The sequence below is a fragment of the Sphingobacterium faecium genome (assembly GCF_003054045.1).
Lineage (GTDB): Bacteria > Bacteroidota > Bacteroidia > Sphingobacteriales > Sphingobacteriaceae > Sphingobacterium > Sphingobacterium faecium.
Genome location: NZ_QBKH01000003.1, coordinates 294337 through 311662 on the forward strand (window position 1 = coordinate 294337; position 17326 = coordinate 311662).

Annotated in this window: 12 protein-coding genes; 8 read left to right on the plus strand and 4 right to left on the minus strand. The window is 36.7% G+C overall.

Annotated features, from left to right (window positions below; translation table 11 throughout):
• Positions 1–21 precede the first annotated feature (21 nt).
• On the plus strand, positions 22–1305 hold the full coding sequence (locus C8N37_RS09370; protein WP_108158668.1) for a Gfo/Idh/MocA family protein: 1284 nt from the start codon (positions 22–24) through the stop codon (positions 1303–1305).
• Between the two features lie 912 nt (positions 1306–2217).
• On the opposite strand, the gene C8N37_RS09375 is transcribed toward C8N37_RS09370, so the two are convergent.
• Both C8N37_RS09375 and C8N37_RS09380 read right to left on the minus strand, forming a co-directional pair.
• The gene (locus tag C8N37_RS09375; protein WP_108158669.1) at positions 2218–2499 is read right to left on the minus strand and encodes a hypothetical protein; all 282 of its coding nucleotides are present in this window, start codon (positions 2497–2499) and stop codon (positions 2218–2220) included.
• A gap of 541 nt (positions 2500–3040) precedes the next feature.
• Complete coding sequence (locus C8N37_RS09380) at positions 3041–4039, minus strand: beta-ketoacyl-ACP synthase III (protein ID WP_108158670.1); 999 nt, start codon at positions 4037–4039, stop codon at positions 3041–3043.
• 519 nt (positions 4040–4558) lie between these two features.
• On the opposite strand from C8N37_RS09380, the gene C8N37_RS09385 reads away from it, so the two are divergent.
• The 5 genes from C8N37_RS09385 to C8N37_RS09405 all read left to right on the plus strand — a co-directional run bounded on the left by C8N37_RS09385 (position 4559) and on the right by C8N37_RS09405 (position 12622).
• Complete coding sequence (locus C8N37_RS09385) at positions 4559–5098, plus strand: GNAT family N-acetyltransferase (protein ID WP_108158671.1); 540 nt, start codon at positions 4559–4561, stop codon at positions 5096–5098.
• 432 nt (positions 5099–5530) lie between these two features.
• Complete coding sequence (locus C8N37_RS09390) at positions 5531–7294, plus strand: aromatic amino acid hydroxylase (protein WP_108158672.1); 1764 nt, start codon at positions 5531–5533, stop codon at positions 7292–7294.
• Between the two features lie 191 nt (positions 7295–7485).
• On the plus strand, positions 7486–10296 hold the full coding sequence (locus tag C8N37_RS09395) for a TonB-dependent receptor (protein ID WP_108158673.1): 2811 nt from the start codon (positions 7486–7488) through the stop codon (positions 10294–10296).
• Between the two features lie 224 nt (positions 10297–10520).
• Entirely contained in the window at positions 10521–11525 is a 1005-nt protein-coding gene (locus tag C8N37_RS09400; RefSeq protein ID WP_108158674.1) for a metallophosphoesterase, read from the plus strand.
• A 23-nt stretch (positions 11526–11548) separates the two neighbouring features.
• Entirely contained in the window at positions 11549–12622 is a 1074-nt protein-coding gene (locus C8N37_RS09405; protein WP_108158675.1) for a phytase, read from the plus strand.
• A gap of 87 nt (positions 12623–12709) precedes the next feature.
• Here the strand turns inward: C8N37_RS09405 and C8N37_RS09410 are convergent, their stop codons facing one another.
• Positions 12710–13618, minus strand: a complete 909-nt coding sequence (locus C8N37_RS09410; protein ID WP_108158676.1) for a flavin reductase family protein — start codon at positions 13616–13618, stop codon at positions 12710–12712.
• A gap of 30 nt (positions 13619–13648) precedes the next feature.
• Positions 13649–14623, minus strand: coding sequence for a fumarylacetoacetate hydrolase family protein (locus C8N37_RS09415; RefSeq protein ID WP_108158677.1), 975 nt, complete (start codon positions 14621–14623; stop codon positions 13649–13651).
• Positions 14624–15000: 377 nt separating this feature from the next.
• On the opposite strand from C8N37_RS09415, the gene C8N37_RS09420 reads away from it, so the two are divergent.
• A complete protein-coding gene (locus C8N37_RS09420) occupies positions 15001–16161 on the plus strand; it encodes a homogentisate 1,2-dioxygenase (RefSeq protein WP_108158678.1) in 1161 nt (386 codons plus the stop codon).
• Between the two features lie 30 nt (positions 16162–16191).
• A complete protein-coding gene (gene hppD / locus C8N37_RS09425; protein ID WP_108158679.1) occupies positions 16192–17319 on the plus strand; it encodes a 4-hydroxyphenylpyruvate dioxygenase in 1128 nt (375 codons plus the stop codon).
• Positions 17320–17326 lie beyond the last annotated feature (7 nt).

Sequence of the window (17326 nt, forward strand, 5' to 3'; positions counted from 1 at the left end):
TTAACCAAGTATATACTAATTATGAATAGGAGAGATTTTATAGATAAAAGTGTGAAAGCTAGTTTGGCTTTTACAATTGTTCCCCGATCGGTATTGGGAGGAGCAAATTTTATAGCACCTAGTGATCGGATCAATCTGGCATATATCGGAGTAGGTAAACAATCTTATACCCTTATGAATGGTTTAGCGAATTGCAAAGAGGTATTGATACATGCGGCATCTGATGTCGATTCTAAAAAGTTGAACAATTTCATTTTAGAGACGACCAAAACGCAAACAACTTTGAGAAAACCATCCATTCAAATGAAAGGTTATGGGTTATATCGCGAGCTATTGGAACGAAAAGATATTGATGCTGTGGTCATTGCTACTCCCGATCATTGGCATGCACAAGTTGCCGTAGATGCAGCTCGTGCAGGAAAGGATATCTATTGCGAAAAACCTCTAGCATTGACCATTGCTGAAGGCCGAGCGATGGTTAATGCGAGTAGAAAGTATGATCGAGTTTTTCAAACAGGAAGCATGCAAAGATCTTCTTACAATTTTAGACAAGCAGTGAATCTGATACGAAATGGGTATATAGGGCAGGTGAAGGAAGTAAATGTAGCTATTGGAGAACCGGTGAAACAATGTGATTTACCAACGATGCCAGTTCCAAAGGAACTAGACTGGGATATGTGGGTAGGACCATCTATGTATCGTGGATATCATCCGATATTAGCCCCAAGGTTAGAAGATCCAGAGTGGGCTGGTTGGAGATGGTATCGTGATTTTGGTGGTGGTTATATTACAGATTGGGGTGCGCATATGTTTGATATCGTACAATGGGCTTTGGATATGGATCGAAGCGGACCAGAGTTATTTCTCCCACCTAAAAAACCGATGGCTCAACATGGCCTTTCATTTATTTATAAAAATGGAGTAAAAGTCAATCATACGCCTTGGGGAGAGCACAATGCTATACAGTTTATTGGTACAGAAGGTAAGATCGAAGTGAGCCGTTCCTTTTTACGAACAAGTCCAGAGCGTTTAGCCTCTTTAAAGTTGACTGCACAAGATAAACTTGTTTATCACAGTGATAACCATTATCAAGACTGGATAGATGCAATTAAGAAAAGGTCAAAACCCATATGTGACGTTGAGATCGGGCATCGCACAAGTTCGGTTTGTAATGCCGTGAATATCGCATATGAATTGCAAAAGGATTTAAAATGGAATCCAGAAAAAGAAGAGTTTAATAATTATTCCGCTAATTTGATGAGGAGTAGATCATATCGGGGAGAATGGGATTTTAATGCATTTTAAACAAACCAAGTGATTTTCCGTGCGTCCCAAGATCGCAGTTGCTTCTTTGGGATAGATCATAGATGATATTTATTTTTCATTGTAAGTTTACTTTGAGGCATGATCTTTTGACCAGATCATCCTGTGAATGAATATGGATGGTGGGTTACCATAGACAGACATTCCCTATCAAAGCATTTGCTATGCAAGTATCAAGCTATCATAATGTATGGGTAAGGCTTGTTTGCCTATGTGCGGTATTGACATCGGATAAGTGTATAGTAAGTGCATAGTAAGTGTATCAAACACCCTGTTTTAATACTGTATCTATGCACTATCTATGCTTTACATATGCTTATGCCATGCTTTATTGATGCATAGCATCTACTTGACCGATGCGGCATTGCACTTTAATTTTTGCAAATCAGGTTTAATTCCTCTCCAGAAAAATGCTGTTATTGGTTAGTCATTTACTAAAATAAGTTTTTCCTATAGAAATAAGTTTTATTCCTGATCGTTTAGATTTTTATGGCATGAAATGAAGTAAAAACGGTATTTATTCCCCATATTTCCGGTTATCTCCGCTTTTGGAGCTACCGCTTTTGGATGGATGGTCATCTTCGCAGTGTCAAAACAATAAAGTCATAGCAAGAGTATAAAGTTTAATCAAATTAAATGGAACGATCGGGTATCTTTTCTTTTACAAATCAAAAAGTGTGGGTTACCAAGCACGGATGAAAACACGACATGGCCAACAGATCGGCATTCCCGTTCTACTGGGACGCGCAGCCATCTTGATTCATGAGCCCTATTTTTAATGATGGGCATGTTTTTTTTGAGTATGATTGAAAAAAAAGATATCATCCAATCACTGTGGGATATCTTTTTTTGGACTTTAATTTTTGGAACGATAGGTCATGGTACTATTGGAAATTAATTTGAAACAGCGATAATGCTTTCAAAAACTTTGTCCATAAAGAGTACCGTATCCATATTCTTTTCATACTTCCTATGCTCAAAGAGAAGCTCAAAATTGCCGTTATATTTCATTGCAACAAGTTCAAATTTGCGCAGTTCTAACCAGGTTGGAATCTCCGCGATACTGGGTACTGCACAGGTGATGGTTTTAAAATTTCCTTGTTGAATAATGCTATAATGAACATGGACTGGAGTAGAGGTCTTCTTCGGGTAGCTGACCATAATGTTTAGTTTCATACTGAATATAAAAATGTAATAAATCGTTGATCCTGCTCACTACGAAGAGCAAGAATCGCTAAGTGCAGACGATCTGCCTAAAGCCAGAAAGATAGAAGAAGAGATGTCGTTATCAATGAACGAGGACGTAGCGTAATCTCAGTTTTTTAATCACATTTCTGTAAGATACTGAAATTAAGTTGAATAAACAAATTCCGGAAATTGACTCTCTATAAATAAGATGTTTTTATAGAGCTAAAAAAATACTCGAATTGTTAGATTGGAAATCTTGGAAACAGAAAAATATGTTTTATTTATAGGAGATGAGGCTAGTTAATTTGATATGGTTAAGGATAGGCCTAAAGCTTGGTTGTAGAACTCATGATTTTCACGCCAAATACAGATATGGTGATTGGGGCATGATATATCCCTTTGTTAAGGACTAGCCTATACATCATATCGGCTTAGATCTAGTCTGTAAGAGTTAAAAATAAGAGAAAAAAATTGATCAGCTAATGATAGCGGATCAATTTTATATATCATCACTTATTAAAATAGTTTATTATATCATCCAACGGAATATACTTGCTCCCCAAGAAAATCCAGCACCAAAAGCCGTGAGCATAACTAAATCTCCAGTTTTCATCAACTTGACATTTTCCCAAATACATAACGGAATTGTGGCTGCTATTGTATTACCTAGATATTCGATATTGCTTAAGGTACGCCCCTCAGGAATATTCAATGATCGACCTACAGCATCAATAATACGTTGGTTTGCTTGATGGGGTACTACCCAGTTTACATCCTCAACCGTTATATTATTACGTTCCATAACTTTTGTACAAGCATCGCTCATGGATTGAACTGCTTTTTTAAAGACCGTTTTACCATCTTGACGAAGGTATCTTTTTTGTGTATCGTTGTCCGCTAAACAGATCGGATATTGCGTTCCGCCAGCTTCAATATTTAAAAATGCACGTCCATCTCCATTACTTTGAAGATATGCATCCATGATCCCACCTTCTGTAGAAGGTTGCAAAAGCACCACTCCAGCACCATCACCAAATAGAATATTTGTTGATCGATCATGGATATCAACATAGGTACTGATATTATCAGCGCCAACAATCAGTACATTTTTGTATCGACCAGTCTCTACAAGTGAAGCACCCATATCCAAAGCATACAAAAATCCTGAACACGCTGCATTGATATCAAACGCCCAAACATGAGTAAGACCTAGTTTTTCAGCAATAATGTTGGCAGTTGCAGGCATGGGCATATCTGGAGTGGATGTAGCTACCAAAATAGCATCTACTTCATCCAAGTTTTTACCGTACTTAGCAACAAGATCCTCAATAGCACGAACAGCCATATCCGAAGTCGCCAATTCATCTTCTAATATGCGACGTTCTTTGATACCGGTTCTTTTGATGATCCATTCATCATTCGTATCACATAATTTTTCTAAGTCAGAATTTGTTCGTTTATTTTGAGGGATATAACCTCCAATTGCGGTAATTGCAGCGTAAAGTTTATTCGGGAGAGTTGTATTCATATATTATGGTTATCATATTCAAGTATGATCTGCCTGTTGTAATTTTAGTTTAAATTTATTTTATAGCCAATGAGCCTATCTTATTGTAATAACCTTTACTTATTTTCCAAAAAAGACTTCTAAAGGAGGTGTAAAAATAGAATAATTTATACAACAGTATGAAAAATATTAAGATTGTGACAAAATCATTACGATGAGGCTCTTTTTTTGAACCGAATCGCAAAACGGTCTAGTATTGATACCGTCTGAATTTTATTGTTTAGAATTTAATTTTGATAATGATGATGTTTGCAAAATATATGAAATTATTGTAATCGGATGAATACATACTTTAGAACAGGTAGTTAGTTTCCTAACTTTTTAGTAAAAAGATAAATTAAAACCTTTAGCATTTATTCTACTTGAAAAATATTTATTTTACCCCTTTAATATTAGAAACAGTTTCCTTAAATTGTTGTGACTATCCTCATCTTACTGGTCATAAGATTATGATAGTTGCATTCTCATTATTATATAAACATGATAACACCATTTTCTATTCAAATACAGCTTGAAAATAATCAAGTCAGATTAATTCCAGTTCAGCAAGAGGACTTAGAGACACTTTATGCTGTTGCTCAAGATCCTAAAGTGTGGGAACAGCACCCTAATAAAAATAGATTTGAGCGAGCAGTATTTGAAAATTTCTTCGAAGGTGCATTGCTCAGTAGGGGAGCATATTTGATACAGGATAAAAACTCAAATGAAATACTGGGAAGTACACGCTTTTACAATTATAATTCAGATGAAAAAAGTATTTTCATTGGATATACATTTTATGCAACAAAAACATGGGGTACAGGGATCAATCCACAAGTAAAAAATATGATGCTTGATTATATCTTCGATCATGTGGATATTGTTTACTTCCATGTTGGAAATGATAATGAGCGATCTAAAAAAGCAATGGAAAAATTAGGAGCAAAAAAAATTAGGTTGGAGGAAATAGCATATCATGGTGAACCAAATCGGATCAATATCCTTTATTCAATTAGAAAAGAAGACTATTGTTATAAATAGGCAGATTTTTGAAGTGAATAAATTTGTTTTATTCAGGAAGTATTTTTTTGTTTACCCTTTGATCATGAATCCAATATAATTTTTTGTCTTTCCAGTGAGCAATTAATAACATCTTCAAATGCTTCTAATAGCACAATAGTATTAATCATGCTGAAATGATGTTCAGTTTTTGTCTAAAATCTGGTATGCTTTTAAAATTATAAACTTAATAATGATTAAAAAATTATTTATTTTTTATAAAAATTGACAGCACTTGGTATTATTTTTAGGTGATTGGTAAGAGAGATTCAATAAGAGTGTCAAAAACACAAAAAATACCTCTATTGATTATTATTATCACTGTTAGAATGGTAGATAATTCTGTAACTGTTTCATATGCTAGTGCTTAGGTGTGGGAAAATAAGTTAAATTTGTATATAGCTTAATATATAAATGGAAACTTACGGCAACCCAGCATTAATTCACCTACCTCAACATTTAAAACGTTACATTGTGCCACAGCATTATGAACGTTACACTGCGATTGATCAAGCGGTATGGCGATATGTCATGCGACAAAATTATGCTTATCTCCGAGATATTGCCTATTATCCCTACATTCCCGGGCTTCGTAAAGCAGGATTGACCATTGAGGAGATTCCTAATTTGCAAGCGATGAATGATAGCCTCAAAAAAATGGGATGGGGAGCAGCCACTGTTGATGGATTTATACCTCCAGCAGCCTTTATGGAATTTCAAGCTAATCGCGTACTTGTCGTGGCAGCAGATATACGTCAGATTGAGCACATTGAATATACACCAGCACCAGATATTATTCATGAGTCATCTGGTCATGCTCCAATTATTGGCGAACCAGAATATGCCGCATATTTACAGTATTTTGGAGAGATTGGTACAAAAGCGATGTTTTCAGAAAAAGATTTTGAATTATATGAGGCTATTAGAAATCTATCTATTCTCAAAGAAAGTAGCGGTACCACAATAAAACAAATTGAAATGGCTGAGGCGACGCTTGCTGATATTCAAGCCAATATGGGGGAACCTTCTGAAATGGCACTCTTGAGTAGATTGCATTGGTGGACTGTTGAATATGGATTAATTGGGACTGTTGAAGATCCCAAAATTTATGGTGCAGGATTGTTATCATCCATAGGTGAAAGTGCATCATGTATGCATAAAGAAATTCCCAAATTGCCTTATTCTCTTAAAGCATTAGACTACTCATATGATATCACTAAGCCACAGCCCCAATTATTCGTTACTTCAGATTTTAATCAATTGCGTGAGGTATTGGATCAATTTGCAAATACGATGTCATTTCGGAGAGGGGGAAAAGAGGGGTTAGAAAAAGCTATTGCCTGCAAAAATTTATGCACAATTGTATATAGTTCAGGCTTACAGGTATCTGGATTATTTCAGTCAGGTATTGGTGATGAAGCCATATCCTATATTAAAACTGTAGGACCTACTGCATTGGCATATCAAGATAAACAACTCCTAGGACATGGAAAGACTTACCATGCTGATGGATTTAGTTCACCAGTTGGGCGTCTATCGGCAGTCGAGAAGGCACTTGAAGATTTTGATGAATCAGATATGAAGCGGTATAACATTGAGGTAGACCAACACGCTACATTTATATTTGAGTCAGGTATTGAGGTAAGAGGAATAATTCGTTCCATAGTGAAGCAAGATCTTAAAATTCAATTAATTACCTTGGCGCCTTGTCAAGTTGTCGATAGCTTATCCTGTCAGATTTTATTTGATCCAGAATGGGGAACTTATGATATGGCAGTAGGTCAGCAAATCGTCTCTGTTTTCTGTGGTGCAGCAGATAAAGAAGCCTATGAGCAGGGAGTTGCAGTATCAGCAAATAAAACAATTATTCAGCAACAAGATGAAATTGGACAAGCTAAAAATAATTTATATAGTTTGATTCGTCAACGTAGAATAGGTGAATCACCTATTTCATTAACAGAAATTTATGAAATGATTGTAAAGCATTTTCCAATGGATTGGCTGGCTTATATTGAAACACTAGAGTTAGCCATACATGATCAAGAAAACCGTTTAGCAAAGCAAATTGAAAATCATTTACAAGAAATTATCAGTGATCATAAGCATTTGAGTAAATTAGTTTTGGATGGCATCCAATTAGCTAAAAATGATCAAATAGCCCTAATTCCTACTGAATAAGACATTCACTTGTTATTTAAGTACGGTTTAAGATATATTCTTCAAAATATACTTTCAAATTACAATGCTATGTTGTTAAATAATATTGAACTTAATTGGTTTTTTAAATATATTAACGATTATGTAACATTAGGTTAGCATTAGCATCATGTCAGACTTATAGTTTTGCGACAATATAATTAGCGCAAACTATGAGAATTTTTTACACAATGATTTTGTTGATCGTTACTGTGAGTACCTATGCACAGTCTACGTTATTGACAGGTAAAGTAATGGATGATACCGACAATCTATCCTTACCAGGAGCAACGATAAAACTGCTTGAAGGAAATCGGTATACCGTATCGGATCAAAATGGTCACTTTGAGTTTTTAAATTTACCGACAGGTAGTTACACCGTTTCTGTTGTTTATATTGGTTATCAACCGATACTGAAAAATATAGTAGTAAAAAATGGCCAAAAGAATTATATAACGATTCAACTTTCATCGTCTTCTTTATCGCTATCAGAAGCAGTTGTCCTTGGAGATATGGCTAGGGGACAAGCTAAAGCATTGAATCAACAGAAAAATAATCAAAATATTACTAATATTATTTCTTCTGACCAAGTCGGTCGCTTCCCAGATGCAAATATTGGGGATGCTTTAAAACGTGTTCCAGGTATCACTATGCAGAATGATCAAGGAGAGGCGCGTAATATTATCATTAGAGGTTTAGCTCCACATCTTAATTCAGTCACCCTAAATGGAGATCGTATACCTTCTGCAGAAGGAGATAATCGTAATGTGCAGATGGATCTGATTCCATCGGATATGATTTCTACCATTGAAGTTAATAAAACACTGACGCCAGATATGGATGCAGATGCAATCGGGGGGTCGGTAAACCTGATTACACGAGCTTCACCAAATGGAAAGCGATTATCAGCAACAATAGCTGGTGGTTATGGTCCTATTCGTGAAAAAGGTAACTATACTGCAGGTTTGGTATATGGTAATCGTTTTGCAAACAATAAAATAGGCATTGTATGGAGTGGTTCCTTTAACAATAACCGTTTTGGATCTGATAACGTGGAAGGAGTATGGACTGAAGGAAAGAAAGATCAGGTATTTATGAAAGAAATGGATATTCGTAAATACGATGTTCAACGCATTCGTAGAAGCACAGCATTGGCATTTGATTATAAGATCAATGATAAGCATATGTTATATGCCAACGGAATGTACAATTGGCGTGATGATCGCGAAAACCGCTATCGTGTTCGATACCGTGATATCGAAGCTATTTATGATGCACAAGATAATATTACAGGGTATAAGGGAAATATCCGCAGGGAGACAAAAGGAGGCATAGACGACAGTAAAAATAAAAATAGTCGTCTGGAAACCCAAAAGGTACAGAATTATTCGATTGGTGGAGAACACCTATTAAATCCAAAAGTGGCATTAGATTGGTCGGCCAACTATGCATCAGCAAGTGAAGATAGACCGCATGAGCGCTATATAGACTTTCGTGCAAAAGATGTTGTGATCACAGAAGAGTTATCTGACAGCCGATTTCCTTTGGTAACATCGGTAGGAGATGTACCCGAAAATTTTAAACTCGGTACAATCTCTGAAAATGATAATTATACTGAAGAAACTGAATTTGGAGCAAAGCTTAATATTCGTTTTCCTTTTACGATGATTAAAGATCAGAAAGGTCGTATTAGAACAGGACTCCGTATGCGTCTAAAAGATAAGTCTCGCGATAATATCTTTTATGAGTATACACCCATCAATGCGCTTGGCAAGCTGGATGCTGTACCTAATAACTTCTATTCGGGAGAAGATTATCAAGCAGGAAATAAATATGTACCTGGATATTTTATAGATCGTGAATACTTAGGAAAGTTTGACCTTAAAAATGCTGCTCTTTTTAAGGAAAAGGCCAAACCAAGTGAATATCTGACCCAAAATTATGAAGCAAAAGAGAAAATATTTGCAGGTTATATGCGATGGGATCAGGATATCAATACAAAATTATCTATGATAGTTGGTGCTCGAGTTGAACATACAAAGATTGACTATACTGGTAATTATGTGATGGATGAAGAAGATTTGGAAGGTAGTGTTCAGCATAAAAATAATTACACCAATGTACTTCCGAGTTTATCTTTCAAGTACAATGTAGATGAAACATTCATTTTACGTACTGCATTTACGACAGCCTTAGCTAGGCCCAATTATTATGCTTTAGCCCCTTATGTAAGTGCACTATCTGAAGATGCAGAAGTATTCGCGGGTAATCCAAGTTTGAAAGCAACCTTCTCTTATAATTTTGATCTAATGGCAGAAAAATATTACAAATCTATTGGTTTAATATCTGCTGGACTATTTTATAAAAATTTAAATGATTTCATCTACACCTATGTAGACAAACAATTTACAAATGACAAATTTTCATCCAACTTTCCAGGACAGAAAAATCCGATTCCTAATGATCAAAACTGGAAGTTTGTGCAACAACGGAATGGCGATAATGTCGATGTGTATGGATTTGAAGTTGCATTTCAACGTCAATTAGATTTCTTACCTGGTGCATTTTTAAAAGGGTTAGGTGTATATGTCAATTATACCCATACCAATTCCAAAGCTAAAGGCATCACCAACGAAGATGGTGAGGAACGTACGGGTGTTAAGTTACCAGGTACTGCTCCACATATGTTCAATGGATCATTATCTTGGGAAAACAACAGGTTTTCTTCTAGAGTATCACTCAATTATACTGCTGGCTACATCGATGGACTAGGTGGAAGTGATTTTGAAGATTTATTTTATGGAAAGCAACTTTTTGTAGATGCCAATGCAGCATATAAATTCACAAAGAAGTTACGCATATTTGCTGAAGCCAATAACTTGACAAATCAACCCTTACGTTATTACCAAGGTATTTCATCTCGTACAAGTCAAATGGAGTATTACCAAGCACGGTATAATTTAGGGCTGAAATTTGACTTATAAATATGATCAGGATCTAACCATAACATCCTGCATGGCGCATTAATCGCTATGCAGGATTTTTAAGCAATGCGATAACAAGATCAATGTATTGAAATGGTGCTATTTCAGATCCATATTTAATTTCAGTAATTTAAAATTTTTCAATATCATTTTCCTGATGGAAGATAAAAGCACAATCAAGTGAATGGGTTCGGTAATTCAAACACCTGTATAGATTAAAATAGATGAAAAAAAAAATATTCTTAACCCTGCTTACGGTATTAGTGCTGCAACAATCATTTGCACAGATTGCGCTACAAAAAGAAGAAAGGCAATCTGGATATAAAGGTGGATTTACTCCAGAGGTGACCTTGCTAAAGGATGGTTTTACTTTTCTAGCATTAGGAGATTTTGGACGAGTTGGTGAATATTATCAAAAAGATGTGGCAGCAGAATTAGGGCGTACGGCGATCACCCTCAATGCTAAGTTTGTGGTATCTGTAGGGGATAATTTTTATCCATCTGGAGTAGCAAGTACACAAGATCAACATTGGAAATCTTCTTTTGAAGAGATTTATACACATCCCAATCTATACCAGGATTGGTATGTCATTTTAGGAAATCATGATTATAGTGGCAGTACTAAGGCGCAGATTGATTACAGTCAGATTAGCCGTAGATGGAATATGCCAAGTCCTTATTTTAAGAAAAAATTTAAGTTGGAGGATGGTAGTACACTATTGATGATTTTTATGGATACCAATCCTTTTATTGATAGTTATCATCATAATAGTGAAAAATATCCAGATTTAGCACAGCAAGATACGATTACTCAAAAAAAATGGTTAATTGAAACCTTATCCGATACTGATCCAAATATTAAGTGGAAAGTCGTGGTAGGACATCATCCATTATATAGTGGCGGTAAGCGAAAAGAAAATAAAGATACCAAATCTTTTGAAGCAAAATTTGCAGCTCTTTTTGATCAATATGGCGTGCAGGCATACATTTGTGGACATGAGCATGACCTGCAGGTCATTCGTCCCAAGGATCGTTTCACAACACAGTTTCTAACAGGGGCAGGAAGTGAAGTCAGGCCTACCGGGCAACGAGAAGGTACGCTTTTTGCAGCAGCAGAACCTGGTTTCATGGCATTCACGATAGTAGGAGAGACGATGCTTATGCAAACCATTCAAGCCAAAAATGGTACTACCAAATTATTAAAGAGTATCACGATTAAATCAAAATAATTATATTTTATAGCATAAGAAAAATGAAATCAAGATCTATTTTATACGGATTAGCAGCTTTGACACTCGCAATGTCATGTAGTGATCAACTTGCTCCAGTATCATCCAATGCATTAAAACCAATAATAATAACTGAACAAACCGAGTACGATACAGACGATCCCGCAATTTGGATCAATCCACAAGACCCTAGCAAAAGTTTGATCGTTGGTACAGATAAAGAGATAAATGGTGGTTTATATCTTTATGATCTAAAAGGGAAGATTGTTAACAAAGTAACAGGATTGCAACGCCCTAATAATGTAGATATCGCTTATGGTATGACGATCAATGGTAAAAAGATAGATGTTGCTATAACCACCGAACGTAAATCCAATAAAATTCGGATATACACTATTCCAGATCTCAAACCAGTAGATGGGGGAGGTATCGAAGTATTTATTGGTGAAAAAGGTGAAGATGAACGGGATGGTATGGGTATAGCAGTTTATACCAAAAAAATCGACTCGTTAACAAATGAGATTTACGCTATTGTTGGTCGCAAAACTGGTCCTTCAGGTAGTTATTTATGGCAGTATAGATTAAGTGGAAAACCTGACGGCACCATTCAGGCAGAAGTCGTGCGCAAATTTGGTGCTTATAGCGGAGCAAAAGAGATTGAAGCGATTGCTGTAGACAATGAGTTAGGCTATGTATATTATTCTGATGAAACAGTAGGTGTGCGTAAGTATTTTGCTGATCCCAAATTAAATAATAATGAAGAATTAGCTCTTTTTGCTAAAGGAGAAGCTAAACGTGATCATGAAGGTATTGCTATTTACAAAACAGGGGATAAAACGGGTTATATTCTAGTTTCTAATCAGCAGAATAATTCTTTTTTAGTTTATCCAAGAGAAGGTGAAGCAGCCAATCCCAATGCTTACAAATTACTAGCTGATATTCCTGTTTCTGCTATAGAATGCGACGGTGCAGATGCTACACATGTCAATCTAGGTCCCGAATTCCCGAATGGCATATTGGTAGCCATGAGTAATGGTCAGGTATTCCATATCTATGACTGGAATGAAGTTCAAAAACGTATCCAAGCAGGAAAGTAGTCCTTATTATAAAAACCAGTTGCCCACCCATAACCTTTCAATGTGATGGATATGGATGGGCAACTTGAGTTTAAATCAACCTGATATTTATTCGATTTCCAGTAAAAGAACCTGCCAGGCCATATTCAATTTACCCTCATCCAATAGTTTAGCAGCGTATATCTGTAGAAGTTTACTTCTTAATGTTAGTTGATCTTGCGATTGATCCCATATTGCTTTGATATTTGGATCCAAACTCAATCTGTTTTCATCAGTCAATACTGGTAATTGTTCTACATTCGCAAGTCTACCCAGATGATTACCAGTAAGGATTTCCGAAAAGCGAATGTGCTCCGGCAGTGCGTCAACTCCAATTCCTAAATTGCGGAGTGGTTTTGGAACCTCAAATAACGACTCTTGAGTTACACGACAATACCAATTACCACCTAAACGAGCAACAAGATCGAGTGATTCCTGTGTGATCTGGTAGTTCTCATTCAGTAAAATTTCGTGAATGTGCATCCTAACAATTTCGGCGATGACCAAGTTTCCACCTCCAGGGCCATCCCCAAGACTGATGATTTCTTTAACTTTACATTCCAACTGTATGGGTGATTCTGCAACCCGAGGTGGTTTGATGAGATCTGATGCAATTGCTGTAAAACCCGATTTCTCAAATTCATTGATACCTTTTCCATATTCGGTGCTCGCTAGGGACTGTTGCTGTACCATAGCATAATTCACAATATTGATCACCACTTCAGGGACTTCTTCGATATTATCTAATGTATGTTTTGTTGAACCATCTCGCATTCTTAATAATGGAGAAAAAACACAGATAGGTGGTTGTTGAGACATGAAATTAAAATAGCTAAATGGACTCAGGTTGACCTCACCTGCAGCATCTATCGTGCTTGCAAAACAGATAGGGCGCGGTGCAACGGCATATTTGATGAGGTCATCAAAGATAGCTTGCTGTGCTACAGGATCAATTACTGTTGTTTTTTCTGATATCATAAGCTATATTCCTTATTTGATTTATTATTCTTAATTTTTTAATTTCACAATGTGATTTTCCAGCTTACCTAGACCAGTTACTTCCAAAGTGATTTGATCACCTTCCCTTAGCCACTGTTCTTCGTAAGATGGGTCATTTAGTTTTCCAGTTCCATTAACCTCCAGGAAACAGCCAGTGCCTACAGTTCCTGAGCCAATTAGATCGCCAGGGAATATATCCACACCATAAGAAATACGTTCGATGATTTCGGCAAAAGTCCAGTCCATATCCCTAAGATTACCCATGGAGACCCGTTTTCCATTTACCGAGCACGACATTTCAAGATTATAAGTGGCACCGATATGGCCTTTAGGAGGATCTACTCGATATTTTTCCAATTCATCGGCAGTTACTAGGCACGGTCCTATGACCGTCGCAAAATCTTTTCCTTTGGCTGGTCCCAAATTGAGCTTCATCTCTTCCATCTGAAGTGTTCGAGCACTGATGTCGTTCATGATCATATAACCAGCGATATAGTCATCAGCTTCCGAAGCCGGTATATTCCGCCCCTGCTTCTGTATGACAATAGCAACTTCCAGTTCAAAATCAAGTTTATCAAAATGTTTCGGCATACAAGCCACTGCTCCAGGGCCACAGATGGCTCTATGATTTGAAAAATAAAAGACAGGAAACTGGTCAAATTCGGCAATCATTTCCAATCCACGATTGCGACGAGAGGTGGCTACATGCTGACGAAAGGCATAGGCATCACGCAGTGAACCTGGACGAGGGACAGGTGCTTTTAAGGTTGTATTATCCAGAGTAAATGTTGTAGCAATAGTAGTTGCATGGCATAGTGAAAGGTATGCCTCACCCATAGCTGTCTTTACCGCATCATTTGTATGTAGGTAAAGATCCATCGTATTCGGAAAGGATTTATCAATTTCGTGACAAGCATAGATATGTGTGCCAATTAAAAAAGCCAAACATTCATTTTCTTCCAAAACGCAGGTAATCAGTTTCATAATCTGATGTATATAAAATTAAAATTGGTTTCGTAATTTATGCTCTATAATGCATTAAAAAAGATTATTGTTGCATGCACTCAGTTATGCAATTGGGTTAAATATAGGAAGTTCGCTAATCATTTTCTGTATTTATTTGAAATATTAAAAAATAAAATATTATATTTGATTAAATAAAAAATCCAATTATGAACACCAGTAGACTCACATATAAAAGAGTCAATTTAGGAATGAGTGCTTTCTTGAAGGCATTGATCGCTGATGTGGTGTTTGCTCAATATTAAATAATCTTCCCCTTCATTATTTATTTGTGCTAGAGTTACTTGTTTAACCCCTGCCGCAACATATATCATTTCACCTTTTTAATTTAGTTACTTATGCCACTTTATCATCAATTGGGAAAAGTTCCTCCTAAAAGACATACCGTATTTCGGAAGCCTAATGGTGAGCTGTATTCCGAAGAACTGGTTTCTACACATGGTTTTTCGAGTACTTATTCATTAGTTTATCATTGTCATCCACCAACATTGGTGAAGCAGATTGGAGAAGCCTACGATGTCTCACCAAAAATAGCGCGTAGCAAGCATCTTAAGCACACGAGCTTAAAAGGTTTTGCGGTACAAAAAAAAGACGATTACTTAGAAAGTCGAGTTCCCGTTCTGGTCAATGATGATCTGCATATTTCACTCGCTTCACCTCAGACATCCATGACGGATTATTTCTATAAGAACAGTCAAGCCGATGAAATCATCTTTATACATGAAGGATCAGGAGTCGTTAAAACAGGTTATGGACAGATCCCTTTTGCTTATGGTGACTATATTGTTATTCCGAGGGGAGTGATTTATCAAATTCATTTTGATCATGCTGACAATCGCTTGTTTATCATCGAATCATTTTCTCCAATTCGTACCCCAAAACGCTATCGAAACGAATTTGGACAATTGATGGAGCATGCTCCTTTTTATGAACGTGATATCCGAAGACCTGCTGCTTTAGAAACCAATGATGAAATTGGTGAATTTAAAGTTAAAATTAAGAAACAAGGATTAATATATCCCTACGTGTATGGTAGTCACCCATTTGATTTTATCGGCTGGGATGGTTATCATTATCCTTGGGCATTTTCGATCCATGATTTTATGCCTATCACAGGAAAACTGCATCAACCACCTCCAGTACATCAGACTTTCGAAACGGATAGTTTTGTCGTTTGCAGTTTTTGTCCTCGTCTTTATGATTATCACCCAGACTCCATTCCTGCCCCTTATAGTCATAGTAATGTTGATTCTGATGAAGTCTTATATTACGTTGATGGTGATTTTATGAGTCGTAAAAGTGTGGAACGCGGACAAATTACCTTACATCCTGGAGGAATACCGCACGGACCACATCCCGGTACCGTGGAGAAAAGCATCGGACAGAAGCAGACAGAGGAATTGGCGGTTATGATTGACCCATTTAGACCATTAAAGTTGACAGAAGAAGCACTAGCCATTGAAGATCCAGATTATTACAAATCGTGGTTGAGTGAATAATATTAAATATACTCTTAAAAATATAAGATAATGAAACAGACTTTTGCCGAAAAAATAGCTTTAGCGCAAGATTTTCTGCCCATCAATGGCACAGATTATATCGAATTTTATGTGGGCAATGCCAAGCAGGCTGCTCACTTTTATAAAACGGCTTTTGGATTTCAGTCCGAAGCCTATGCAGGACCAGAAACGGGAGTCCGGGATCGTGCTTCCTATGTGTTAAGACAGGGTAAGATCCGATTGGTATTGACTACTGCTCTACGATCGGATCATCCCATATCAGAACATGTGAAACAGCATGGCGATGGAGTCAAGATTCTTGCTCTTTGGGTTGATGATGCGACTAAAGCTTTTGAAGAAACCACCAAAAGAGGAGCTCGCGTATATCAGCAACCCAAGGTGCTCAGTGATGAACACGGTGAAGCAGTTACCTCAGGCATATATACCTATGGCGAAACCGTGCATCTCTTTGTCGAACGTAAGCATTATAATGGGGTATTTTTACCAGGATATCAAGCATGGAATTGTGATTATCAGCCAGAAGAAGTCGGATTATTATATATTGATCATTGTGTAGGTAATGTGGGGTGGAATAAAATGAATGAAACAGTAGACTGGTATCAACGCGTTATGGGTTTTGTCAATGTCCTTTCTTTTGATGATAAGCAAATCAATACCGAGTATTCGGCATTGATGAGTAAGGTGATGAGCAATGGGAATGGGTACGTTAAATTTCCAATCAATGAGCCTGCAGAAGGACAAAAAAAGTCACAAATTGAAGAATATCTCGAATTTTACGAAGGAGAAGGAGTACAGCACGCCGCTTTAGCAACACATGATATTGTAAAGACAGTCAAAGCCTTAAAGGCACGAGGTGTAGAGTTTTTAGGTGCTCCGCCCGAAGCATATTACGACATGTTGCCCGAACGCGTAGGTCAGATTGACGAAGAGATAAAAATTATTCAAAATCTCGGTATTTTAGTTGATCGTGACGATGAAGGTTACCTTTTACAGATCTTCACAAAACCAATAGAAGATCGTCCAACATTATTCTTTGAAATTATACAACGCAAGGGAGCACAAAGTTTCGGCGCTGGTAATTTTAAAGCTTTATTCGAAGCTATCGAACGGGAACAAGAGAAAAGAGGTAATTTATAATCATCAG